This window comes from Paracoccus marcusii (genome assembly GCF_028621715.1).
Lineage (GTDB): Bacteria > Pseudomonadota > Alphaproteobacteria > Rhodobacterales > Rhodobacteraceae > Paracoccus > Paracoccus marcusii.
Genome location: NZ_CP117466.1, coordinates 1,828,947 through 1,851,814 on the forward strand (window position 1 = coordinate 1,828,947; position 22,868 = coordinate 1,851,814).

The following is a 22,868-nucleotide window of genomic DNA, read 5'->3' on the forward strand; positions in this document are numbered from 1 at the left end:
GAACCGATGTCCGCCCCGCCGAACGCCGCATCCCATAACGGCCTCAGGACCGTTGTCCTGAGGCTGTGGGCCGTCTGCGCGGTCCTGCTGCTGGTCGCGGCGGTTGCGGTTTCCCATCCGGCCTGGCAACGGCAGGTGCCGCATCTGTCTGGCGACCGCCTGTCACAGCTCGGCCTGCCCGCGACCGTCGCGCTGGTCGACCGTCAGGGCGTGCCGGTGGTGCCGTCACCCGCCGCGGGGGCCGATCCGGAACCGTTTTCGCCGCCGCCCCCGCGTGCGCCCGTCAGGCTGGTCCTGCCGCAGGCACGCCGCGCCGCACCCCCGCGGCCTGTCCGGCGGACGCGCAGGCCCCGCGCGCCGCCACGCCCCTGAAACAATGACGATCTGAACGGACACCGCCCCGGCGGGCGGTTCGTCGCGACCTCATTCTTTCAGGACATCCAGATGACAAAGATGAACCAAGACCGGGCGGCCACGCCCCCGGCACCGACCGACATGGACGCGCAACCCGGCCCGGTCGATGACTGGCGCCTGGTGCAACCCCCGACCACGCCGCACAGCGTCCTGCTGCACTGGGCGATCTTCGCGCTGGTGTTCGGCGGGGTGATCGGTGCCCTCGTGCTGATCTATTGACCGGCGCGGCATGGTGCGGCGGGGCCGTGCCATGCCCGTGGCCTGTAGAAAAGGACAACTCTCAATTGGGCAGCGTTTTGGACTAAACCGACATAAGTCAGCGGGTGCGAATCGCCGGGCAGAAGCCCTCAGCGACCCGCGGCATGTGATGTAACCAGCGACATTGTGAGGACTATCCATGGCCGCAGATCTTCCCGGAACCACGGGTGACGACACGATCGTGGGCACCGCCGAGGGCGACACGATCAACGGCGGCCCCGGCAATGACACCATCGACGGCGGTCCCGGAAATGACACCGTCGACGGTGGCGAGGGCGCGGACCATCTGACCTGGAACGGATCGGCCGAGGGTGGTGAGCACGACACGTATATCGGTGGCGACGGGCATGTGCCCGTCTTCGACGGTTCCTATGTCATCGGCATGACGGGGTCCGAGAATTACACCTTCGATCCCTACAACCACAACGGCGGCGACACGCTGAGCCTGAACCCGGACAGCGACGCCGACATGACGGTCACCTATTCCTCGACCGAGGCGGGGACCGCGACCGATTCCAACGGCAACACCATCGAGTTCCAGGGAATCGAGCGGGTGTACCTGGGCGACGGCAACCACAATGTCGACGCCTCGAATGCCGACATCCTGTATGTCGATGGCCCGACGCACACGGTCGGCATGCGCCTTTATTCCGGCGACGGCAATGACACGATCCACGGCAGCTCGGGCACAGACTACATCCAGAGCGGCGGCGGCAACGACATCGTCCATGGCGGCGACGGCAACGACGTGATCGAGACCGGCGGCGGCGACGACGTCGCCTATGGCGGGGACGGTGACGACGGCTATCGTTGGGGCAACGGCGGCAGCGACGCGCCGATCGGGAACGACCTGTACGACGGCGAAGGGGGGTACAACACTCTGAACGCCTGGCAGTCCGCCCCGTCGGAGCCCACCGAATCCGCGCCCGGCGTGCATGTCGTGCTGGACAGCTCCAGCTCGGGCGACATCGACGCCCTGGGCGGCGTGGACGGGCATCTGCGGTTCCTGAACATGCAGAACCTGCGGACCGGCGGCGGTCATGACGTGATCGACGGATCGGCGGCAGGCGTCGATGGATACCGCGTCTTTGCCGATGCGGGCGACGATATGATCATCGGCAGCGACGGCAACGACGTCCTGGAAGGCGGGTGGGGCGCCGATACCATCATCGGCGGCCTTGGCAACGACGAGATCTCGATGAACGGCGATCTGTTCGCCGCCGTCAGCCGTCCTGATGCCGAGGTCGACACGCTGGTCCTGACCGACGGCTTTGGCCATGACACGATCCGCGGGTTCGGGTTCGGGGACGAGCTGGACAGCGAGGGCAACCCCGCCGCCGCGGACGTGCTGGACCTCAGCGGCCTGCATGATGCCGATGGCAACCCGATCGACCTGTCAGACGTCAAGATCCGCGCCGATGTGGACGAGTGGGACAACAAGTACGCCGTCATCTCCTTCCCGAACGGGGAAGAGCTGTGGATGCGCGACGTCGATCCCGACAGCCTGACGCCGTCGCGCCTGAACGGGATGGGCATTCCCTGCTTCTGCGCGGGCACGATGATCCGCACCCCCAATGGCGACGTCGCGGTCGAGGACCTGCGCGTGGGCGACCTGGTCGAGACCCGCGACAACGGCGCCCGTCCGATCCGCTGGATCGGGGGGCGCGCGCTGGACCGCGTCGATCTGACCATGGTTCCCAAGCTGCGTCCGATCCGCATCCGCGCGGGCGCCCTGGGGCAGGATCTGCCAAGCCGCGACCTGATGGTGTCGCCGCAGCATCGCGTGCTGGTCCGGTCGGCCATCGCGCAGCGCATGTTCGGCACGACCGAGGTTCTGGTCGCCGCACGTCAGCTGACCGCGCTGGACGGCGTCGATGAGGTCGCGGTGGACTCGGTCCAGTACTATCACATCCTGTTCGCCCGCCACGAGATCGTCTTCTCGAACGACGCGCAGACCGAGTCGCTGTATACCGGGCCCCAGGCGATGAAGTCCTTGGGCCAGGCCGCGCAGGACGAGATCTTCACGCTGTTCCCCGAACTGCGTGCCGGCCCGTCGGAACCCGCACGGCCCTTCGTGCCCGGCGGCAAGGCCCAGAAGATGGTTCAGCGCCACCGCCGCAACGGCAAGACGCTGGTCTGCTGACCAGGACCAAGCGTTCACGGCCACTGCATCCGAAGGCATGCCACCTTCGGTTGCGGTAACCGGTCATTTCGGCGTCGGCCATCAAATTTCTGCATCCGAAGATGCGGTCACGTCGCGGGCGGGACAGTGTGCAATGCGCCGATGTCACCGGCGGCCACCGCCACGGTCTTCAGGATCGCGTGGCAGGGCTGCCCCGGCGCAAGACCCATCGCGGCGACGGAGCGGCGCGTCAGGCGAGCCGTCAGCGTGTCGGACCCAACGGTCAGGACGACCTGCGCGTTCGGTCCTTCCTCGGCCGTGATCGCGGCGATTCGGCCCGCCAGAATGTTCAGCGCCGACAGGCCCTGCGGCCGATCCCGTGACAGGATGACGTCGCGCGCCCCCACCCGCAGGCGCACATGCGTGCCGGGCGGGGCATCCAGGCGGGCGACGAAGACCGGACCCGCCCCCGTCTGCAGCCGTGTCAGCCCGTCCGCATCGTGGCCGGTGACCTGCGCTGTCAGGACCGATGCCGTGTCCGCACCAACCGCGCCCGCATCGCCCAGGACCTGCGCCGGCGGCCCGATGGCCGCGACCCGCCCGGCCCGCAGCGCCACGACGGTGGTGGCCAGCCGCGCGACCTCGGCGCTGGAATGGCTGACATAGAGGATTGGCACGCCGGACTCGTCGCGCAGGCGTTCGAAATAGGGCAGGATCTCGGCCTTGCGGGCCTCGTCCAGGGCGGCCAGCGGCTCGTCCGCCAGGATCAGGCGCGGGGCGGCCAGCAAGGCGCGCCCGATGGCCACGCGGCTGCGCTCTCCGCCGGACAGGGTTCCGGGGCGGCGGGCCAACAAGGGGTCGATGCCCAGCATCTGCACCACGCGATCCAGATCGGGCACGGTGGTGTCGCGCGGCGCGAACCACCGGCCATAGAGCAGGTTCTGGCGGACCGACAGATGCGGGAACAACCGCCCCTCCTGGAAGACATAGCCAAGGCGGCGGCGGTGGGGGGGCAGGTGGCGCCGCAGTGCGCTGTCGGTCAGGACCCAGTCATCGACCGCGATCCGCCCCGCATCCGGTCGCAGCAGGCCCGCGACCGTGTTCACGACCGTGGTCTTGCCCGAACCGGATGGCCCGAAAAGCACCGTCAGCCCCGGGGGCGCGTCGAACGCCACGTCCAGGTCGAACCCGGCAAACCGGTGGGTCAGGCGGACCTGCAGCGTCATGCGCCTGCCACCCGACGCGCGACGTGGCGCGCCAGAACCTCTGACAGCAGCAGCGCGGTCATGGCGATGGTGATCGACACCAGAACCAGGCGCCCGGCCGCCGCCTCTCCGCCCGGCGCCTGCAGCAGGGCATAGATGGCCGAGGGGACGGTCTGGGTCTGGCCGGGGATGTTCGACACGAAGGTGATGGTCGCCCCGAATTCACCGATCGCCTTGGCAAAGGCCAGGATCGATCCGGCCAGCACGCCGGGCAGGATCAGGGGCAGGGTCACCGTGGCGAACACCCAAGAAGGGCTGGCGCCAAGCGTGCCCGCCGCGGCCTCCAGCCGGGGATCGACCGCCTCGATCGCCAGGCGGATGGCGCGCACCATCAGCGGAAAGGCCATGATCGCGGCCGCCAGCGCCGCCCCGGTCCAGCGGAACGAGAAGACGATGCCCACCGTCTCCAGCGACTGCCCGACGCTGCCCCGCCGCCCGAAGGTGACCAGCAGCAGATAGCCCGTGACCACGGGCGGCAGGATCAGCGGCAGGTGGACGATGCCGTTCAGGATCCCTTTGCCGGGAAAGGACCAGCGCGCCAGGGCATAGGCGGTCACGATGCCCAATGGCAGGCTGACCAGCGTGGCGACCAGCCCGACCCACAGCGACAAGCGCACCGCCTGCCATTCGGTCGGTCCCAGCCAGGATGTGACGGCGTCGATCATTGTGGGGTCGTGAAGCCGAACTCTGTCCAGACCGCCCGTGCCGCGTCCGACGACAGATAGTCCAGAAAGGCCTGCGCCTGATCATTGTCCGACTGCGCGGTGACGGCGGCGGGATAGACGATCGGGTCGTGGCTGTCGGCGGGAAAGGTGCCCAGGATGGTCACGTCGTCCTGCGCGGCGGCGTCGGTGGCATAGGTGATGCCCAGGGGCGCCTCTCCGCGCGCGACGAAGGTCAGGGCGCTGCGCACGTTGTCCGATTGCGCGACCATGGGCGCCACCGCGTCCCACAGCCCCAGCTGGGTCAGCGCGGCCTTGCCATAGATGCCCGCCGGGACGCTGTCGACCATCGCCATGGACAGCCGCCCCCCGTCCAGCATCGCCGTCAGGTCCAGCGTCGTGTCGATGATCACCGGGGCCGCGTCGCCATGCGCGATCAGCACCAGGCTGTTGCCCAGCAGGTCGCGGCGCGTGTCGGGGCGGATATCACCCGAGGCCTGAACCGCGTCCATCCACTCCTCGCTGGCCGAGATGAAGATGTCCGCGGGCGCGCCCTGCTGGATCTGGCGGGCCAGGGCGGACGAGCCGGCATAGGACATCACGGCCGTCTGGCCGGTCTCTTCGCTCCACTGGGCGGCGATGCGGTCCAGCGCGTCGGTCAGGCTGGCGGCGGCAAAGATGGTGACGTCGTCGGCCAGCGCGGGGAACGCGATCAGCGCCACGCAGGCGGCAAGGGCAAGGCGATCCGGGCCGGGCATGGCAATCTCCATCGGTGATATGTCCGGGTGGATATAACGCAACGAAGGGCGGACCTGGCAAGCGCTATTTTCCGGCGGACATATCGACGCACAGGCAGGGTCGGGGTGCGGACGATCAGATCAGATCAGATCAGATGAGTTGGGGATGGCGGAGGCGGTGGGATTCGAACCCACGGTGGACTTTCACCCACGTCGGTTTTCAAGACCGGTGCATTTAACCACTCTGCCACGCCTCCGACCGCTGCGGACTAGCGCGGCGCGGGCGTTTGCGCAAGCCTTCAGCGGGTCAGGGTGATCACGCGGTCGCCGCCCTCGACCTGGATCGCGGACAGGCGCGACAGACGCAGGAAGCTGATCGGCAGCGCCACCGTGATCGTGTCCGTGACGGGATTTGCGAGCAGGGCCGCCGCGGGGTTGTCCGCGACCGGGGGCGAGGCCACGAAGCGCAGGCGCAGCACGCCGTCCGGGTCGGGCTGCAGCTGGTCGCCGGACCGCGGCACCGACCGGACCAGGGTGGCCGAGTGATAGCCCTTGACCGGTGCAAAGCCCCGCAGCACCAGCAGGCGGCCGTCGCTGAGCGGTTGCCATTCGGCACCCAGGATCTGCGGCACCGCGGGGCGGGCGTCCTGGGCCGTGGGATAGCCGCCTTCCGGGGCCAGGGTTTCGGGGGTCGACGCACCCGCGCCACGCCAGCCAAGCGGGTTCCAGCCGCTGTCGCCGAACCGCCCGCAGCCGGACAGGATCAGGGCGCCGATCAGCAGCGGCACGGTAAGTCTGGTCATGGCATGTCCCCTTGGCGGTCCTTGGCCCCGTGATAGGCGATCCGGGCCGCGCCGAAAAGCCTCTTTGACCTGACCGCCGCGGCGCGCTAGGCCATGACCCCTGATATCAGGAGAGACCCATGGCCACCCCCGCCTTCGAGGACATCGCCGAAACCTTCGACTTTCTGGACGATTGGGAAGACCGCTATCGCCACCTGATCGAGATGGGCAAGGCCCTGCCGCCCATGGACTCCGCGGTGCAGGTCCCGGCCACCAAGGTCGACGGCTGCGCCAGCCAGGTCTGGATCCTGCCGCGGATCGAGGGGCGCAGCTTTGACTTTCAGGGCGACAGCGATGCGCTGATCGTGCGCGGCCTGATCGCGGTGCTGCACGCGCTGTATGCAGGGCTGCCGGTGGACCAGGTCGAGGCGGTGGACGCCCAGGCCGCGCTGGCGCGCCTTGGGCTGGACGAACACCTGTCGGCGCAACGATCGAACGGCGTGCGCGCGATGATCGCCCGGATCAGGCAGCTGGCCGCCGACGCAGGCTGATCCAGCCGCCGCCCAGGACGCGCGTGCCCTCGGCCTCGTAGAAGACGCAGGCCTGGCCGGGGCTGACGCCGTCCTCGGGGTCCAGAAGTTCGACCTCGGCACGGCGGCCGGGCAGGGGGCGCAGGATCGCGGGCCGCGGCGGGCGGGTGGACCGGATGCGGACCAGGCACGCGATCTCTCCCTCGAAGGGCTGATCGCCCAGCCAGTTCACCTCGGTCACGGCGATGGTGCGCGTCGACAGCGCCTCGCGCGGGCCGACGACGACGCGGCGCGTCTCCGGCTCCAGCCGCAGCACATAGAGCGGGCTGCCGCCGCCGATGCCCAACCCGCGTCGCTGTCCGATCGTATAATGGATCACCCCGCGATGGGTGCCCAGGACGGTGCCCTGCTGGTCGACGATCTCGCCGGGATCTGCGGCACCCGGGCGCAGCTTCTCGATCACCGCGGCATAGTCGCCGTTGGGGACAAAGCAGATATCCTGGCTGTCGGGCTTGTCCGCGACGGACAGGCCGTAATCGGCGGCCAGGGCGCGCGTCTCGGCCTTGCTGACCAGATGGCCCAAGGGAAAGCGCAGGAAGTCCAGCTGTTCCTGGGTGGTCGAGAACAGGAAATAGCTCTGATCGCGGTTCGGGTCGGCCGCCATGTGCAGTTCGGCGCGATGCGCACCGTCCTTGCGCTGGATGTAATGGCCGGTCGCCATGCAGTCGGCATCCAGATCGCGCGCGGTTTCCAGCAGGTCTCGGAACTTGACCCGTTCGTTACAGCGGATGCAGGGAACGGGCGTCGCGCCGGCCAGATAGGCGTCGGCGAATTCGTCGATGACCGATTCGCGGAACTTGTTCTCGTAATCCAGGACATAATGGGGAAAGCCCATGCGTTCGGCCACGCGACGGGCATCGTGGATATCCTGGCCCGCGCAGCACGCGCCTTTCTTGGCAAGTGCCGCCCCGTGGTCATACAGCTGCAGCGTGACCCCGATGACGTCATAGCCTTCGGATTTCAGCTGCGCCGCGACGACTGAACTGTCCACGCCCCCCGACATCGCCACGACGACACGCGTCTGCGCAGGGGATTTTGCAAAACCAAGGCTGTTCAGTTCGGTCGCGGGCGCATCGGCACGCAGGGCAGCGGTCAGGGTCATGGATGATCTTTCGGCCCGCCAAGGGCGGTGCTGGTCGGGCGGCAAAGGGATTTGCGTCAAAATATAGGCAAATTGGTCGGATTCTCAACCCCGGCCGGGGTCGAAATCCCGATCAGGCTAACCGCGCCTTAAGTGCTTTCGACCAGAACTTGCAGAACGTGACGGAAGGACGCTGCAATGTTCGTGAAAAAGACCACAGGCCCGCGGATCGTGACACTGGCGGATGGGCGCATCCTCAGCGTGGCGGATCTGCCGATGGCCGACACCAGATGGGTCGCCAGCCGCAAGCAGACGGTCGTGCTGGCGGTGTCGCACGGGCTGATCAGCCGCGACGACGCGCTGCGCCGCTATGGCTTGTCGGAGGAGGAGTTCGACGGCTGGTGCACCGCGGTCGCGCGCCACGGAAAGGCGGCTTTGAAGGTGACGGCGCTTCAAAAGTATAGACAACCATAGGGTGCATGACGCAGAAGGAATGCAAGTGGTAACGACATATTAACCTGTTCGTCAGATTGTCGGGACATGACCTTCGGCGAATCGGGGAAAGACCAAGCCATGCGAATCCTTCTGGTAGAAGACGACCCAAGCACTGCACGGGCGATCGAACTGATGCTGACGGCGGCCAGCTACAACGTGTTCCTGACCGACATGGGCGAGGAGGGGATCGATCTGGCCAAGCTGTACGATTACGATCTGATCCTGCTGGATCTGGACCTGCCCGACATGCATGGGATGGAGGTCCTGCGCCATCTGCGCCTGGCCCGCATCGACACGCCGATCCTGATCCTGACCGGGTCCGACGACACGGAAAGCAAGCTGCGCGGCTTCGGCTTCGGCGCGGACGATTACATGACCAAGCCCTTCAACCGCGAAGAGCTGCAGGCCCGCATCCAGGCGATCATCCGCCGCTCAAAGGGGCACAGCCAGGCGCTGATCCGGACCGGAGAGATCACCGTCAACCTGGACGCCCGTTCGGTCGAGGTGAAGGGCAAGCCGGTGAACCTGACCGGCAAGGAATACCAGATCCTGGAACTGCTGAGCCTGCGCAAGGGCACGACCTTGACCAAGGAGATGTTCCTGAACCACCTGTACGGCGGCATGGACGAACCCGAACTGAAGATCATCGACGTGTTCATCTGCAAGCTTCGCAAGAAGCTGTCCGAGGCCTTGGGCGGCGAGAGCCATATCGAGACGGTCTGGGGCCGCGGCTATGTCCTGCGCGATCCGGGTCCGGGGCAGGCGGAACGTCTGGCGATCGGGGCCTGATACGGCTTCTGGACGATTGCCTGCCCTTGGGCGATACCCACATCTGAGACGGTCGCGTGTTTCGGCCGGATGCGGATGATGGGGGCGGCGATGGCGCAGGACAAGTCGGTGGGGCAACCGGACCGGAAGATGGATCGCGGTCAGGCCGCGGACCGCATCGCGGATCTGGCGGCGCGGGTCGCCGCCGCGAACAAGGCCTATCACGCCGAGGACGCACCGCAGATATCGGACGCTGAATACGACGCGCTCAAGGCGCAGCTGGCGGCGCTTGAGCGGGACTTTCCCGATCTGGCGCTGCCCGACAGCCCGACCGGCAAGGTCGGCGCCGCCCCGGCCGAGGGCTTCGGCAAGATCGTCCACGCGCAACGCATGATGTCGTTGGGCAATGCCTTTACCGAGGGCGACGTCGCCGACTTCACCGCCCGCGTCCGCAGCTTTTTGGGCCTTGACCCCGACATGCCCCTGGAGGTGACGGCCGAGCCGAAGATCGACGGGCTGTCCCTGTCGCTGCGCTATGAGAACGGCGTGCTGGTCCATGCCGCGACCCGCGGCGATGGCGTGGTGGGAGAGAACGTGACCGCCAACGCCCGCACGATTTCCGACATCCCCCACCAGCTGGAGGGCGACGTCCCCGCCATCCTTGAGGTGCGCGGCGAGGTCTACATGGCGCATGACGACTTTGCGGCGCTGAACGATGCGGGGCGGGTCTTTGCCAATCCGCGCAACGCGGCCGCGGGATCGCTGCGCCAGATCGACCCGGCGGTGACCGCGCGCCGGCCGCTGCGCTTCTTCGCCTATGGCTGGGGGCAGCTGTCCGAACCGCTGGCGCCGACGCAGATGGCCTCCGTGGAGCGGCTGGCCGCCCTGGGGTTCCAAACCAACCCATTGACGCGCCTGTGCACCGACACCGCGCAGATGATCGCCACCTGGGCCGAGATCGAACAGCAGCGCGCCACCTTGGGCTATGACATCGACGGCGTGGTCTACAAGGTGAACGACCTTGCGTTCCAGGGGCGGCTTGGCTTTCGGTCCACCACGCCCCGATGGGCCTTGGCGCACAAGTTTCCGGCCGAGACCGCCTGGACCCGGCTGGAGCGGATCGAGATCCAGGTCGGTCGCACGGGCGCCCTGTCCCCCGTCGCGCGGCTGGAGCCCGTGACCGTGGGCGGCGTGGTCGTGTCCAACGCGACCCTGCACAACGAGGATTACATCGCCGGGCGGGACAGCTCTGGCGCACCCATCCGTGACGGTCGCGACATCCGTGAGGGTGACTGGGTGAAGATCTATCGCGCCGGCGACGTGATCCCCAAGATCGCCGATGTCGACCTGTCGCGCAGGCCCGCGGACAGCGTGCCCTATGTCTTTCCGTCGCACTGCCCCGAATGCGGGTCCGAGGCGATCCGCGAGCCGGGCGACAGCGTGCGCCGCTGTACCGGCGGCCTGATCTGCCCCGCGCAGGCCGTCGAGAAGCTGAAGCATTTCGTCAGCCGCGCAGCCTTCGACATCGACGGGCTGGGCGCCAAGCAGATCGAGATGTTCTTCGCAGACGATCAGCTGCCCATCCGCGAGCCCGCCGACATCTTCACCCTGGCCGATCGCGACGCCCGAAACTTCACCAAGCTGAAGAACCGCGAGGGGTTCGGCGAACGCTCGGCCGAAAAGCTGTTCGCCGCGATCGAGGATCGCCGTTCGATCCCCATGGCCCGGCTGATCTTTGCCTTGGGCATCCGCCATGTGGGCGAGGTCGCGGCCGCGACCCTGGCCCGCCATTTCCACGACTGGCCTGCCTTGATCGCCGCCATCGACGGGGCGGCACGGGAGCCCGCCTTTGCCGCCCCGGACGACAAGGCCCGTCGCGTGGCGTTGGCCGACAGCCCGAACTGGGCCGAGCTGACCGGCATCGACGGCATCGGCGCGGTGCTGGTCGATTCGCTGGTGACGACGTTCGCGCAGCCGACAGAACGCGCCAGCATCGACCGGCTGGCGACCCTTCTGGACATCCGGCCGGTCGATACCGCCAATGCGGTGCAGACCGAGATTTCCGGCAAGACGCTGGTCTTCACCGGTACGCTGGAGCGGATGACCCGCGCCGAGGCCAAGGCGCGGGCCGAGGCGATGGGGGCCAAGGTCGCGGGGTCCGTCAGCGCCAAGACCGACCTGCTGATCGCGGGGCCCGGGGCGGGGTCCAAGGCCGCCAAGGCCGAGGCCCTGGGCGTCACCGTCATCGACGAGGAAGAATGGCTGCGCATCGCGGGGGCCGGATGACCGCCCCCAAGGGCCGCCCGCCCGCATTGTTCCCGCTGTTCGCGGCCATCGACACGCTGCCCGGCATCGGCCCCAAGGGGCGCGCCGCGCTGGAACAGATGGGCATCGACAAGCCGCGCGACCTGGTCCTGACGCTGCCGGCCAGCGGCATCACCCGCCGCCGCATCGCGCGCATCGCCGACGCCCGCGCGCCCGAGATCGTGACGATCACGGTGACCGTCACGCGCCACCACCCGCCCCAGGTCCGCGGCCGCCCGTTCCGGGTGCATTGCACCGACGGAGAGGGCGACCTGACGCTGGTGTTCTTCCGTCCGCGCGACAACTGGATCGAAAGCCAGCTGCCCGTGGGCGCGCGCCGCATCCTCAGCGGAAAGCTGGAGCTGTTCGACGGACTGGCCCAGATGGTGCATCCCGACCACATCCTGGCGAATGGCGATGCGCTGCCGCCCAGCTTCGAGCCCGTCTATCCCCTGTCGGCGGGGCTGACGCAGAAGGGCATGGCCAAGGCGGTCGATGCCGCGCTGACCCGGCTGCCCCCGGTCGAGGAATGGATCGACCCACAGCTTATCGCGCAGCGCGGCTGGCCCTCCTTTGCCGATGCGCTGCACCAGGCGCATGCGCCGCAATCGCCCGGCGCGCTGTCGCCCGACAGCCCGGCGCGGGCGCGGCTGGCCTATGACGAATTTCTGGCCCATCAGATGACCTTGGCACTGGTGCGGCGGGACAAGCGGCGGCTGAAGGGGCGGGCCAGCGCGGGTGACGGCACCCTGCGCGCGCGGGTGCTGCAAAGCCTGCCCTGGCCGCCCACGGGCGCTCAGAGCCGCGCGATCGCCGAGATCGCCGATGACATGGCCAGTGCGCGCCGCATGAACCGCCTGCTGCAGGGCGATGTCGGCGCGGGCAAGACGCTGGTCGCGCTTATGGCTGCCCTGGTCGCGGTCGAGGCCGGGGGCCAGGCCGTGCTGATGGCGCCCACCGAGATCCTGGCCCGCCAGCATGCCCGCGCGCTGGAACCGCTGGCGCGTGCGGCAGGGGCGCGGCTGGCCGCGCTGACCGGGCGCGACAAGCGCGACCTGCGCGGCCAGATCCTGACCGACCTGGCGGAGGGCCGCATCGACATCCTGGTCGGCACCCATGCGGTCTTCCAGAAGGACGTGACCTTCCACGACCTGCGCCTGGCCATCATCGACGAACAGCACCGCTTCGGTGTGGCCCAACGACTGGAGCTGTCGGCCAAGGGCGACGTGCCGCCCGACATGCTGATCATGACCGCAACGCCCATCCCCCGCTCGCTGGCCCTGTCGCAATATGGCGATCTGGACCTGTCGGTGCTGGACGAAAAGCCGCCGGGGCGCCAGCCCATCACCACGGTGATGATCGCGGACACGCGGTTGGACCAGGTCACGGAACGCCTGCGCGCCGCGATGGCGCAGGGCGCGCGCGCCTATTGGGTCTGCCCCCTGGTCGAGGAGAGCGAGGTCACCGACCTGACCGCGGCAGAGGCGCGGTTCACCCATCTGCGCGCGATCTTCGGCGACAGGGTGCGGCTGATCCACGGCCAGATGCCCCCCGACCAACGCGACGCGGCAATGGCCGATTTCGCCGACGGTACGGCGCAGCTGCTGGTCGCCACCACCGTGATCGAGGTCGGCGTGGACGTGCCGCAGGCCACGATCATGGTGATCGAACGCGCCGAAAGCTTTGGCTTGGCGCAGCTGCACCAGCTGCGGGGTCGGGTCGGGCGCGGGGCAGGCGCCTCGACCTGTCTGCTGATGTATCATGGGCCCTTGAACGAGACCGGGGCCCGCCGCCTGACCACGCTGCGCGACACCGAGGACGGGTTCCGCATCGCGGAGGTCGACCTTGAGATGCGGGGCGCGGGCGATGTGATCGGCACTGCGCAATCGGGCCTGCCGCGGTTCCGCATCGCGGACCTGGAACACCAGGCCGGGCTGATGGCGGTGGCGCGCCAGGACGCACGGTCGCTGCTGGAACGCGACCCGACACTGGAGACCCCGCGGGGGCAGGCGCTGCGGCTGCTGATGTGGCTGATGCAGCAGGATCATGCGATTCGACTGATCCAGGTTGGCTGACAAGGCGGAATGTTCTTAAAAAGTTCTTTACCGAATCGAGAGAACATGAGAACAAAGAGGCAACAGAGAGGAGTTGCCGTCATGACCAAAGACACTGCCATCGACCTGATCGGGGCCGCCGCGCTCAGCCTGACCACCATTGTCCTGCTGTGGCTGCCCGCCATGCTGCAGGTCTGACCGACTGCCCCGCGACGCAGGGATGGCGCCCCGCCTGTGCGCCATCCGTCCCCAAAGCTCGCGCACCTGGCCGGCCCCGCAGGAGGCCGGCCCTTTTCATGCGGATGCCTTGTCCAGCGCCTCCAGCGTGGCGTCCCAGGCCAGCAGGATCGACGGATGGCGGTTGGGATAGGCGCGCGCAGGCGTCAGCGCCTCGAGGTCGGAAAAGGGCGCGCCGGGGGCGGGGGCATCCTGGGTCAGCATCGCGCGCAGCTGATCGCGCGCCTGCACGATGCCCGCCCGGTCCATGCCGATCACCGCCTGTCCCAGCACGGATGCCGAAGCCTGACCCAGGGCGCAGGCCCGCACCTCCTGCGCGAAATCGCTGATGCGGCCATCGGCCATCGACAGGTGCACAGTCACGGACGATCCACATTGCGGCGACCGGCGCTGGACGCTCGCCTGTGCGTCGTCCAGCCGGCCCTGATGGGGGATGGCGGTCGTCAGCGCGAGGATGCGTCGCGAGTAAAGCTGCATCAGATCGGTTTCGGCCATGCGTCATCCCTTGGGGTTTCATCAGCGCGGGTCGATGAGTAGATAGGGACGGCCATGCCGAAAGGAAACCCGATGTTCGACCCCCTCAGCCTGAAATATGACGCGGCCGGCCTGATCCCCGCCATCGCGCAGGACGCCGCCTCGGGCGAGGTGCTGATGATGGCCTGGATGAACGCCGACGCCGTGGCCCGGACGCTGGAGACAGGACGCGTGACCTATTGGTCGCGGTCGCGGTCGTCGTTCTGGATCAAGGGCGAAAGTTCGGGCCACGTTCAGGCGCTGGTCGAGATGCGCGTCGACTGCGACCGCGACTGTCTGCTGGTGCTGGTCGACCAGACCGGGCCCGCCTGCCACACGAACCGGCGCAGCTGCTTTTACACCGGCATCCGGGACGGGGCCGAGGTCGTGCTGACCGAACCGATGGTCTAAAGCCCGACCATGCGGCGGATGTCGTCCGGGGACGCTCCGTCCGACCGGTACTGGCGGATTGCGCGGGCATCGTCGCGCTTCGCCAACCGCCGCCCCGCCGTGTCGCGGATCAGCCGGTGGTGCAGATAGGCCGGCGTCGGCAGGTCCAGCAGGTGCTGCAGCAGCACGTGGATATGGGTCGACGCGAACAGGTCCATCCCCCGCGTCACCAGCGTGATCCCCTGTGCGGCGTCGTCCACGACAACCGCCAGATGATAGGACGTACCCATCCCCCGGCGCGACAGGACGACGTCGCCGATGCCCGCAAGGAACTGCTGACGGGTAAGGATGTGGCTTCGGCCTTGATCCGTGAACCCGATGCTGTCCAGCCCAAGCGCGTCGAAGGCGCGACCGGCGTCCAGCCGGATCACGTCATCAGGGCCGGCATCGCGCAGGTCGCGGTGGCGGCAGGTGCCCGGATAGATCAGGCCATCCGGCCCGGCAGGCAGGGCGCCCTCCTGCGGGGCGGACAGCGCTGCGCGGATATCCCCCCGGCGGCAGCGGCAGGGATAGGTCAATGGCGCCAGCCGCGCCAGCGCGTCCTGATAGGCGGGCATGCGGTCGGACTGGCGCATGACCGGCCGCGGCCAGTCCAGGCCCAGCCAAGCCAGGTCCTTGAAGATCGCGGCCTCGTATTCCGGGCGACAGCGGTCGCGGTCGATATCCTCGATCCGCAGGTGGAAATCCCCCTGCGCCGCCGCGGTCAGGGCCGAAAACGCATGGCCCAGGTGCAGCAGCCCCGTGGGCGACGGCGCGAACCGTGTTACTGGGCGGCCAGCCATGCGTTGAAATCGTCCTTGGCGCGCTGCGTGTAGGCGGGATAGCGGTCCTTGCGGCCGCGGCGACCCGACCGGCTGTCGGGCAGGGGCGGGAACAGGCCAAAGTTCACGTTCATCGGCTGAAAGGTCTTGGCCTCGGCCCCGCCGGTGATGTGGTTGACCAGCGCGCCCATCGCGGTGGTGAAGGGCGGCGGCGCCAGATCGCGCCCCAGGGCCTGGGCTGCGGCCATGCGCCCTGCCAGCAGCCCCATCGCGGCGCTTTCGACGTATCCCTCGACCCCGGTGACCTGCCCGGCAAAGCGCAGGTTCGGCGCCAGGCGCAGGCGCATGCGGTCGTCCAGCAACGTCGGTGAGTTCAAAAAGCTGTTGCGGTGGATGCCGCCAAGCCGGGCAAAGCTGGCATTCTGCAGGCCAGGGATCATCCGGAACACCTGGGTCTGCGCACCGTATTTCATCTTGGTCTGAAAGCCCACGATATTGTACAGCGTGCCGAGCGCGTTGTCGCGGCGCAGCTGGACCACGGCATAGGCCTTTTCCTGAGGCTTGTGGGCATTGGTCAGGCCCACGGGCTTCATCGGACCGTGGCGCAGGGTCTCGCGGCCGCGTTCGGCCATGACCTCGATGGGCAGGCAGCCATCGAAATAGCCCGCGGTCTCGCCCTCGTGGAACTCGGTCTTGTCGGCGGCCAGAAGCGCGTCGATGAAGGCCTCGTATTCGTCGCGGTTCATCGGGCAGTTGATATAGGCCTTCTGCTCGGCCTCCGTCTCGCCCTTGTCATAGCGCGACTGCTCCCAGGCGATCGACATGTCGATCGTGTCGGCATGCACGATGGGCGCAATGGCGTCGAAGAAGGCCAGCGCGTCCGTCCCCGTCACGCCGCGGATCGCCCCGGCCAGCGCGTCCGAGGTCAGCGGCCCCGTCGCCACGATCCAGTTGCCGGTGCCGGGCAGTTCGGTGATCTCTCCGGGAACGATGGTGATCAGCGGCTCCGCCTGCAGCGCGGCGGTGACGGCGGCCGAAAAGGCCTCGCGGTCCACGGCCAGCGCGCCGCCCGCGGGCAGGCGGTAACGGCCCGCCATCTCCATGATCAGACCGCCGGCGGCCCGCATCTCCCAGTGCAGCTGGCCGACGGCGTTCATCACGTCGTCATCGGACCGGAAGCTGTTCGAACAGACCATCTCGGCGCAGTCGCCGGTCTTGTGGGCAAAGGTTTCGACCTGCGGGCGCATCTCGTGCAGCACGACGGGCACGCCCATCCGGGTGATCTGCCAGGCGGCTTCCGATCCGGCAAGGCCGGCACCGATGATGTGGACGGGTTCCATGCGTGTCTCCTTGACGGGTGGGCTAGCAAGGCCGTGGCGGAATGGAAAGGGGCGGCGCCGTCGGCACCGCCCCCAGGGTCATGCGACCGATCCGCGCGGGATCAGGCCTCGGCGGCTGCCTCGGCGGCGTCGCCGTCCTCTGCATCATCCTCGGCGCGCAGGGCCGACGGTGCGGCCAGGTTCGCGATGACGAAGTCGCGGTCGATCGTCGCCTTGGCGCCGTTCGGCAGCGTGACGTCGCTGATGTGGATAGTGTCGCCGATCTGGCGGCCTTCCAGGTCCACGGTCAGATGATCGGGGATGTCACCCGCGGTCACGACCAGCTCGACCTCGGGACGCACGGTGACCAGGGTGCCACCGCGCTTGAGACCGGGGCACTTGTCCTCGTTGATGAACTCGACCGGGATGAACAGGTTCACCTTGGACGTGCGGCGCAGGCGCATGAAGTCGATGTGGATCGGCAGATCCTTGACGACGTCGCGCTGGACGCCGCGGCAGATGACGCGGACATCGTCCTGGCCCTCGACCTGCAGGTTCCACAGCGTGGACATGAAGCGGCCGGCGCGCAGCGTGGTCAGCAGCTTGTTGAAGTCGAACGCGATCGAGACGGGCTCTTTGCCGTCGCCATACACGATACCGGGCACCTTGCCTTCGCGGCGGGTCTGGCGGGCGGCCCCCTTGCCTGACCCCGCGCGTGCCTCGGCCACCAGATTCGGAATCTCTTTGGCCATTTTCTTAATCCTTAACCATGATTGAAGACGCCACCCTCCAAGGGTGCGTGGCGCCAAGCGGTGCCCTTAGCGCAGACAGGCCCGGATGTGAAGTCAGAAATACCACGCCGCGCGACGCATGCGCGCAGGTGAATTGACTTGCCGGTCCCCCCGGCCCTATGGGCCGACAGGGCCTGCGCGCAAGGCGTGGGCGGGGCTTGGGGGCAGCGGTGGACAAGACGCAGACGCGGCAGATGTCGGTGGACTATCTGCGGGTGGTGCTGGCCGCCTTCGTGGTCGTCGCGCATTCGGGCCTTGCCCGAGAGACGTTCCGGACCTGGGGCGATGCGGGCCTGGTCGCGCTGGCCACGGGCAACAGCGTGCTGCGCGTCGCGGTGCCGGTCTTCACGCTGATCGCGGGGTATTTCCTGGCATCGGTGCTGCGGCGGGCGCGGCTGTCGGATTGGGTGGGGCATCTGCTGGTGCTCTATGCCGTCTGGTCGGCGGTCTATCTGCTGTTCCTGTGGCCCTATTACACGAACCGGCCCCTTGGACTGACCGCGACCGAACTGACGCTTGGCTTCATGCACCTGTGGTTTCTGGAGGGGCTGGCGATCTCCGGCGTGATCCTGGGCGCGGTGCGGCTGCTGGGATCGGGGGCCGTGGTCGCGTCGGCGGTCGTGCTGGGGCTGGTGGGGGTCGCGCTGCAATACGCGCGGATGGCCGGCCTGTCCGAGATGCCCGTCGAACATTATCGCAACGGCCCCTTCTACCTCTATCCCTATCTGGTGATGGGCTGGTTGATGGCCGTGCATCCGCCGCGCCTGTCGACGGCCCTTCTGTGGGCGATGGTCGCGGGGGGGCTGGTCCTGACCATCGGCGAAAGCCTGTACTGGCTGCGCCGCATCGGAGAGGAGCCGCTGCTGGAGATCCCGGTCGGCCACCTGATCCTGTGTCCGGCGCTGCTGCTGCTGGTAATGCGGCTGCGGATGCCTGACACGGCGCTGCCCTTGGGGCGGGCGGCGGCGGGGATCTATGTGCTGCACGTGATTGTTCTGCAGGGGCTGCCGAAGCTGGGGGTGGACCATCCCGGCGTCACGGCGGTCCTGGGGATCGCCTTGCCGTTCCTGCTGGTCTGGGGCGTCAGCCTCGCGGGCCGACGCCACCGCTGGTTGTCGCGCCTGTTCTAGGCCGGCTGGCCGATCTGGTATTCGTCCAGGAAGTCGCGCGGGATCAGCAGATGCTCGGGCCCGATATTGTCCAGGTCGCGTTCGCCGCACAGCGCCATGCTGATGTCCAGCTCCTTGCGGATGATCTCCAGCGCGCGGGTCACGCCGGCCTCTCCCATCGCGCCCAGCCCGTGCAGCCAGGCCCGTCCGATCCAGGTGCCGTGCGCGCCAAGCGCCAGCGCCTTGAGCACGTCCTGACCCGACCGGATGCCGCTGTCCATGTGGACCTCGACCCGGTCGCCCACCGCCTTGACGATATGGGGCAGCATCCGGATCGACGACAGGGCACCGTCCAGCTGGCGCCCGCCATGGTTGCTGACGATGATCGCATCGGCGCCGAAATCGGCGGCCATGCGGGCGTCTTCGGGGTCCAGGATGCCCTTCAGGATCAGCTTGCCACCCCACATGTCGCGGATCCTGGCGATCTTGTCCCAGTCCAGGCGCTCGTCGAACTGCTCCGCCGTCCAGCTCATCAGGCTGGAGGTGTCGCCCACGCCCTTGGCATGGCCCACGATATTGCCGAAGAAGCGGCGCTTGGTCTTCAGCATGCCCATGCCCCACCGCCAGCGGGTGGCCAGGTCCAGCACCGTGGGCAGGGTCATCTTGGGCGGCGCGGACAGGCCGTTCTTCAGGTCCTTGTGCCGCTGGCCCAGGATCTGCAGGTCCAGCGTCAGGACTAGCGCGCTGCAGTTGGCGGCCTTGGCGCGTTCGATGATGGCGGCCACGAAATCCTGGTCCTTCATCACGTACAGCTGGAACATGAAGGGCGCGGTCGTGTGCGCGGCCACGTCCTCGATCGAACAGATCGACATGGTGGACAGGCAGAACGGCACGCCGAACTTCTCGGCCGCGCGGGCGGCGTGGATCTCTCCGTCGGCATGCTGCATGCCTGTCATGCCGACCGGAGCCAGCGCCACCGGCATGGTCACTGCCTGACCCGCCATCTGCCGCGACAGGCGGCGGTCGGACATGTCCACGGCGACCTTCTGGCGCAGCTTCAGCCGCGCGAAATCGGTCGTGTTGTCGCGAAAGGTCTGTTCGGTATAGCTGCCCGATTCCGCGTAATCGTAGAACATCTTGGGCGTGCGGGCGCGGTGCATCCGCTTGAGATCGTCGATGCAGGTGATGACGGGCATGGCATGGCCTTTCGCGAACTGGTCAAAACTTATTACCAGTTGCGCGGGCCCCTGGCAATCACCCGCCCGCGCGTCCCCGCAGGCCCGGATCGACCACAGGGCCGCGCAGCGCATCGGCCCGCGCCTGCAGGGCGGCTGCACGGGCGGCGGTCGCATCCTCCAGCGGTGTGGGGTCGGTGCGGGCCGCGGTCGCATGGGCGGGCAGGGCGGGTTTGGCCAGCGCCTGTTCCGTCGGCAGCAGGCGGGGATAGTCCCCGTCGGCGGTGCAGGCGGCCAGCGTCAGCGCAAGGATCAGGGCGTGCTTCATGGCGGCGACGATACGCGGGCCGTGGGCGCCCGGCAACGCCTTCCCTCGGCCACGGCTGCGCGCTAGACACGGGGCCATGGCCCGCACCACCGGTTCCCGCGCCGAAATCACCGGCCCCCTGATCCGCGACAAGGCCCGCCGCCTGTTCGCGCGGCAGGGCTATGCCGCCGTGTCGATGCGCCAGATCGCGGCTGCCGTGGGCGTGCAGGCCGGCGCGCTCTACGCCTATACGCCCGACAAGCAGGCGCTGCTGGCCGACCTGCTGGAAAGCCACATGCAGGAGCTGCTGGACGCCTGGTCGGACGATCCGGCGGCCGATCCGCTGGCGCGGCTGGAACGCTTCGTGCGGTTCCACATCGATTTCAGCCTTGATCACAGCGACGCGGTGTTCCTGTCCTATATGGAGCTGCGCAACCTGACGCCCGACAATTTCGGCCGCATCGCGGCGCTGCGGGGCCGGTACGAGGCCGCGTTGGAGCGGATCCTGCGCGACGGGGTCGCCTCCCGCTCCATGCGGATCGAGGATCCCAAGCTGACCACACTGGCCCTGATCGCGATGCTGACCGGGGTGACGAACTGGTACCGCGAGGGCGGGCGCCTGGACCGGGGCCGCATCGCCCAGATCTATTGGGGGCTGGCCCGCGGCGCCGTGGGTGCCTGAAGGCGCTTGCTGCCCCCCGCGCCATGCCGGATAATCGCGCCCATGTCCCTGCCCCCCGGTTTCCTTGATGAGATTCGCAACCGCGTCCCGATCAGCCGGGTGATCGGCAAGAAGGTCACGTGGGATCTGCGCAAGTCGAACCAGGCGCGCGGCGATTGGTGGGCACCGTGCCCCTTCCACCAGGAAAAGTCCGCCAGCTTTCACTGCGACGACCAGAAGGGCTATTATTACTGCTTCGGCTGTCAGGCCAAGGGCGACGCCATCGGTTTCCTGCGCGACCATGACGGGATGGAGTTCATCGAGGCGGTCAAGCTCTTGGCCGCCGAGGCCGGGCTGACCATGCCCGAACCCGACCCCCGTGCCCGCGAAAAGACCGACAGGCGGACGCGGCTGCTGGAGGTGACCGAGGCCGCCTGCCGCTGGTTCCGCCTGCAGTTGCAGACCGGCGCCGCGGCGGATGCGCGCGATTACCTAGACCGCCGCGGCCTGGACGCCGCCGCACTGGACCGGTTCGAGATCGGCTTTGCCCCCGATCACCGCACCGCCCTGACCGCGGCTCTGCGCGACAAGGGCTTTGCCGAGGATCAGATCGTCGAGGCCGGCATGTCCGCCCGGCCCGAAGGCGGCGGCGCGGCCTATGACCGGTTCCGGGGGCGCATCATCTTTCCGATCCGCGACGGACAGGGCCGCTGCATCGGCTTTGGCGGCCGGGCGATGGACCCGAACGCGCGGGCGAAATACCTCAACAGCCCGGAAACGCCGCTTTTCGACAAGGGGCGCAATCTGTACAATCTGGGCCCTGCACGCAGCGCGGTCGCCAAGGGCCAGCGGCTGGTCGTGGCCGAAGGCTATATGGACGTGATCGCCTTGGCCCGCGCGGGGTTCGAGGGGGCGGTGGCTCCCCTGGGCACCGCCATCACCGAGGAGCAGCTGCGCCTGATGTGGCGCGTCTCGCCCGAACCGGTGATCGCGCTGGACGGCGATGCGGCGGGCCAGCGCGCGGCGCAGCGGCTGATCGACCTGGCGCTGCCGCTGACCGGACCCGGACAGGCACTGCGCTTTGTCATTTTGCCCGCGGGGCAGGATCCCGACGATCTGATCAAGGCATCCGGCCCGAGCGCGATGGGGGCGCTGCTGGATCAGGCACGGCCCATGCTGGATCTGCTCTGGGCGCGCGAGACGCAGGGGCAGGTCTTCGACAGCCCCGAACGCAAGGCGGCCCTGGATCGCCGCCTGGCCGAGGCTGTTGCCCGCATCCCCGATGAACGTACCCGCGCGCTGTACTCCGAAGATATCCGGCGCAAGCAGTGGGAGCTGTTCGGCGGTGGCGCCCGCAAGACCACCCCGCGGGGGGGCGCGGCCGGGCGTGGTCCGGCCCGGCGCCAAGGGGCCTCGATGGCCCCGCGGGCGGCGTCCCTGCCGGTGGGGATCAACGTCCCGGAACAGGGAGAGGGGACGCTGGAGGGCGCCGCCCTGCTGATCTGTGCGTTGCGCCCTTCAGTCGTGGCGCATGTCGAGGCGCGTCTTGAACGCGTGCTGCCGCGCGACCCGGACCGCGCGGCGCTGCTTCATGATCTGCTGACCCATACCGACAGCCCGGCCGGGCGGCGCGGCCTTGAAACCCTGCGCCGCGACGCCCATCTGGGCCTGACGCCCGCAATCATCGAACGGAAGGACGACGACGGCGCCGTGACGATGCTGCTGGATCTTCTGGACCGCATCGAGGTCGCGCGCGCCACGACGCACGAACTGCCCCGCGCCGAATCCGAGATCCAGGGAGAGGCCGATGAGGGACTGACATGGCGCATCAGCCAGATAACCCGCGCCCGCCACCGGGCCGAGAACCCCGAGATGGAGACGTCGGGCGACATGAACGAGGATCGCGACGCCATGTCGGCGCAATTGTCGGATTGGCTGTCGGGCCAGATCTGGCGCAAGCCGCCCCGGCGGTGACCGCGATTCGCAACCCCCGGGGGTTGCGAATCATCAGCG

General features: G+C 68.4%; 23 protein-coding genes and 1 tRNA gene. 12 read left to right on the forward strand and 12 right to left on the reverse strand.

The genetic code is table 11. The features are described from left to right. Positions 1-6: 6 nt before the first annotated feature. From PRL19_RS09120 to PRL19_RS09130, 3 genes are all read left to right on the forward strand, one after another. Positions 7-372: a hypothetical protein gene (locus PRL19_RS09120; protein ID WP_273742719.1), complete on the forward strand. Its 366-nt coding sequence runs from the start codon at positions 7-9 to the stop codon at positions 370-372. A gap of 72 nt (positions 373-444) precedes the next feature. Continuing rightward, positions 445-633 (forward strand): hypothetical protein, encoded by a 189-nt coding sequence (locus tag PRL19_RS09125; protein WP_273742720.1) that lies wholly within the window; start codon positions 445-447, stop codon positions 631-633. 178 nt (positions 634-811) lie between these two features. After that, entirely contained in the window at positions 812-2,815 is a 2,004-nt protein-coding gene (locus PRL19_RS09130; protein WP_273742721.1) for a Hint domain-containing protein, read from the forward strand. A gap of 107 nt (positions 2,816-2,922) precedes the next feature. Here PRL19_RS09130 and modC read toward each other — a convergent pair whose 3' ends face one another. The 5 genes from modC to PRL19_RS09155 form a co-directional block, all read right to left on the reverse strand. Continuing rightward, positions 2,923-4,020, reverse strand: coding sequence for a molybdenum ABC transporter ATP-binding protein (modC, locus tag PRL19_RS09135; protein ID WP_273742722.1), 1,098 nt, complete (start codon positions 4,018-4,020; stop codon positions 2,923-2,925). Further along, the gene (gene modB / locus PRL19_RS09140) at positions 4,017-4,724 is read right to left on the reverse strand and encodes a molybdate ABC transporter permease subunit (RefSeq protein ID WP_273742723.1); all 708 of its coding nucleotides are present in this window, start codon (positions 4,722-4,724) and stop codon (positions 4,017-4,019) included. Before modB ends, modC begins: the two co-directional genes overlap by 4 nt. After that, a complete protein-coding gene (gene modA / locus PRL19_RS09145; RefSeq protein ID WP_273742725.1) occupies positions 4,721-5,479 on the reverse strand; it encodes a molybdate ABC transporter substrate-binding protein in 759 nt (252 codons plus the stop codon). The genes modB and modA overlap by 4 nt, the downstream gene beginning before the upstream one ends. Positions 5,480-5,625: 146 nt before the next feature. Continuing rightward, positions 5,626-5,715: transfer RNA gene (locus PRL19_RS09150), tRNA-Ser, on the reverse strand. Positions 5,716-5,757: 42 nt separating this feature from the next. After that, positions 5,758-6,261: a hypothetical protein gene (locus tag PRL19_RS09155; RefSeq protein WP_273742726.1), complete on the reverse strand. Its 504-nt coding sequence runs from the start codon at positions 6,259-6,261 to the stop codon at positions 5,758-5,760. Between the two features lie 119 nt (positions 6,262-6,380). On the opposite strand from PRL19_RS09155, the gene PRL19_RS09160 reads away from it, so the two are divergent. Beyond that, a complete protein-coding gene (locus PRL19_RS09160) occupies positions 6,381-6,791 on the forward strand; it encodes a SufE family protein (protein ID WP_045982037.1) in 411 nt (136 codons plus the stop codon). On the opposite strand, the gene mnmA is transcribed toward PRL19_RS09160, so the two are convergent. Further along, a complete protein-coding gene (gene mnmA / locus PRL19_RS09165) occupies positions 6,763-7,932 on the reverse strand; it encodes a tRNA 2-thiouridine(34) synthase MnmA (RefSeq protein WP_252929978.1) in 1,170 nt (389 codons plus the stop codon). The two genes, PRL19_RS09160 and mnmA, sit on opposite strands and share 29 nt — an antisense overlap. A gap of 177 nt (positions 7,933-8,109) precedes the next feature. Here mnmA and sciP point away from each other — a divergent pair, with 177 nt between their 5' ends. The 4 genes from sciP (at position 8,110) to recG (ending at position 13,553) form a co-directional block, all read left to right on the forward strand. Further along, entirely contained in the window at positions 8,110-8,385 is a 276-nt protein-coding gene (gene sciP / locus PRL19_RS09170; RefSeq protein WP_042249233.1) for a CtrA inhibitor SciP, read from the forward strand. Positions 8,386-8,484: 99 nt separating this feature from the next. After that, positions 8,485-9,195 carry a response regulator transcription factor CtrA gene (gene ctrA / locus PRL19_RS09175; protein WP_042249236.1) on the forward strand — a complete coding sequence of 237 codons (711 nt, stop codon included), beginning with the start codon at positions 8,485-8,487 and terminating at the stop codon, positions 9,193-9,195. Positions 9,196-9,270: 75 nt separating this feature from the next. Continuing rightward, the gene (gene ligA / locus PRL19_RS09180; RefSeq protein ID WP_420704388.1) at positions 9,271-11,460 is read left to right on the forward strand and encodes an NAD-dependent DNA ligase LigA; all 2,190 of its coding nucleotides are present in this window, start codon (positions 9,271-9,273) and stop codon (positions 11,458-11,460) included. After that, positions 11,433-13,553, forward strand: a complete 2,121-nt coding sequence (recG, locus tag PRL19_RS09185; RefSeq protein ID WP_273742727.1) for an ATP-dependent DNA helicase RecG — start codon at positions 11,433-11,435, stop codon at positions 13,551-13,553. The genes ligA and recG overlap by 28 nt, the downstream gene beginning before the upstream one ends. A 273-nt stretch (positions 13,554-13,826) precedes the next feature. Here the strand turns inward: recG and PRL19_RS09190 are convergent, their stop codons facing one another. Further along, positions 13,827-14,264 carry an iron-sulfur cluster assembly scaffold protein gene (locus tag PRL19_RS09190; protein WP_045982039.1) on the reverse strand — a complete coding sequence of 146 codons (438 nt, stop codon included), beginning with the start codon at positions 14,262-14,264 and terminating at the stop codon, positions 13,827-13,829. Between the two features lie 72 nt (positions 14,265-14,336). Between PRL19_RS09190 and hisI the strand changes: the two genes are divergently transcribed. Then, complete coding sequence (gene hisI / locus PRL19_RS09195) at positions 14,337-14,693, forward strand: phosphoribosyl-AMP cyclohydrolase (protein WP_127898056.1); 357 nt, start codon at positions 14,337-14,339, stop codon at positions 14,691-14,693. Here the strand turns inward: hisI and gluQRS are convergent. The 3 genes from gluQRS to PRL19_RS09210 form a co-directional block, all read right to left on the reverse strand. Next, a complete protein-coding gene (gluQRS, locus tag PRL19_RS09200; protein ID WP_273742729.1) occupies positions 14,690-15,514 on the reverse strand; it encodes a tRNA glutamyl-Q(34) synthetase GluQRS in 825 nt (274 codons plus the stop codon). The two genes, hisI and gluQRS, sit on opposite strands and share 4 nt — an antisense overlap. After that, complete coding sequence (trmFO, locus tag PRL19_RS09205; protein WP_273742730.1) at positions 15,496-16,833, reverse strand: methylenetetrahydrofolate--tRNA-(uracil(54)-C(5))-methyltransferase (FADH(2)-oxidizing) TrmFO; 1,338 nt, start codon at positions 16,831-16,833, stop codon at positions 15,496-15,498. Before trmFO ends, gluQRS begins: the two co-directional genes overlap by 19 nt. 101 nt (positions 16,834-16,934) lie before the next feature. Beyond that, complete coding sequence (locus tag PRL19_RS09210) at positions 16,935-17,564, reverse strand: 50S ribosomal protein L25/general stress protein Ctc (protein WP_045982043.1); 630 nt, start codon at positions 17,562-17,564, stop codon at positions 16,935-16,937. A 209-nt stretch (positions 17,565-17,773) separates the two neighbouring features. Here PRL19_RS09210 and PRL19_RS09215 point away from each other — a divergent pair, with 209 nt between their 5' ends. After that, on the forward strand, positions 17,774-18,733 hold the full coding sequence (locus PRL19_RS09215) for an acyltransferase family protein (RefSeq protein WP_273742731.1): 960 nt from the start codon (positions 17,774-17,776) through the stop codon (positions 18,731-18,733). Here PRL19_RS09215 and PRL19_RS09220 read toward each other — a convergent pair. Together PRL19_RS09220 and PRL19_RS09225 are read right to left on the reverse strand one after the other, a co-directional pair. Next, complete coding sequence (locus tag PRL19_RS09220) at positions 18,730-19,908, reverse strand: alpha-hydroxy acid oxidase (protein WP_273742732.1); 1,179 nt, start codon at positions 19,906-19,908, stop codon at positions 18,730-18,732. The two genes, PRL19_RS09215 and PRL19_RS09220, sit on opposite strands and share 4 nt — an antisense overlap. Before the next feature lie 58 nt (positions 19,909-19,966). Next, positions 19,967-20,251 (reverse strand): hypothetical protein, encoded by a 285-nt coding sequence (locus PRL19_RS09225; RefSeq protein ID WP_273742733.1) that lies wholly within the window; start codon positions 20,249-20,251, stop codon positions 19,967-19,969. Between the two features lie 40 nt (positions 20,252-20,291). Here PRL19_RS09225 and PRL19_RS09230 point away from each other — a divergent pair, with 40 nt between their 5' ends. Together PRL19_RS09230 and dnaG are read left to right on the forward strand one after the other, a co-directional pair. Next, positions 20,292-20,876, forward strand: a complete 585-nt coding sequence (locus PRL19_RS09230) for a TetR/AcrR family transcriptional regulator (protein ID WP_252929986.1) — start codon at positions 20,292-20,294, stop codon at positions 20,874-20,876. Positions 20,877-20,918: 42 nt separating this feature from the next. Beyond that, positions 20,919-22,829, forward strand: a complete 1,911-nt coding sequence (gene dnaG, locus PRL19_RS09235; protein WP_273742734.1) for a DNA primase — start codon at positions 20,919-20,921, stop codon at positions 22,827-22,829. Positions 22,830-22,868 lie beyond the last annotated feature (39 nt).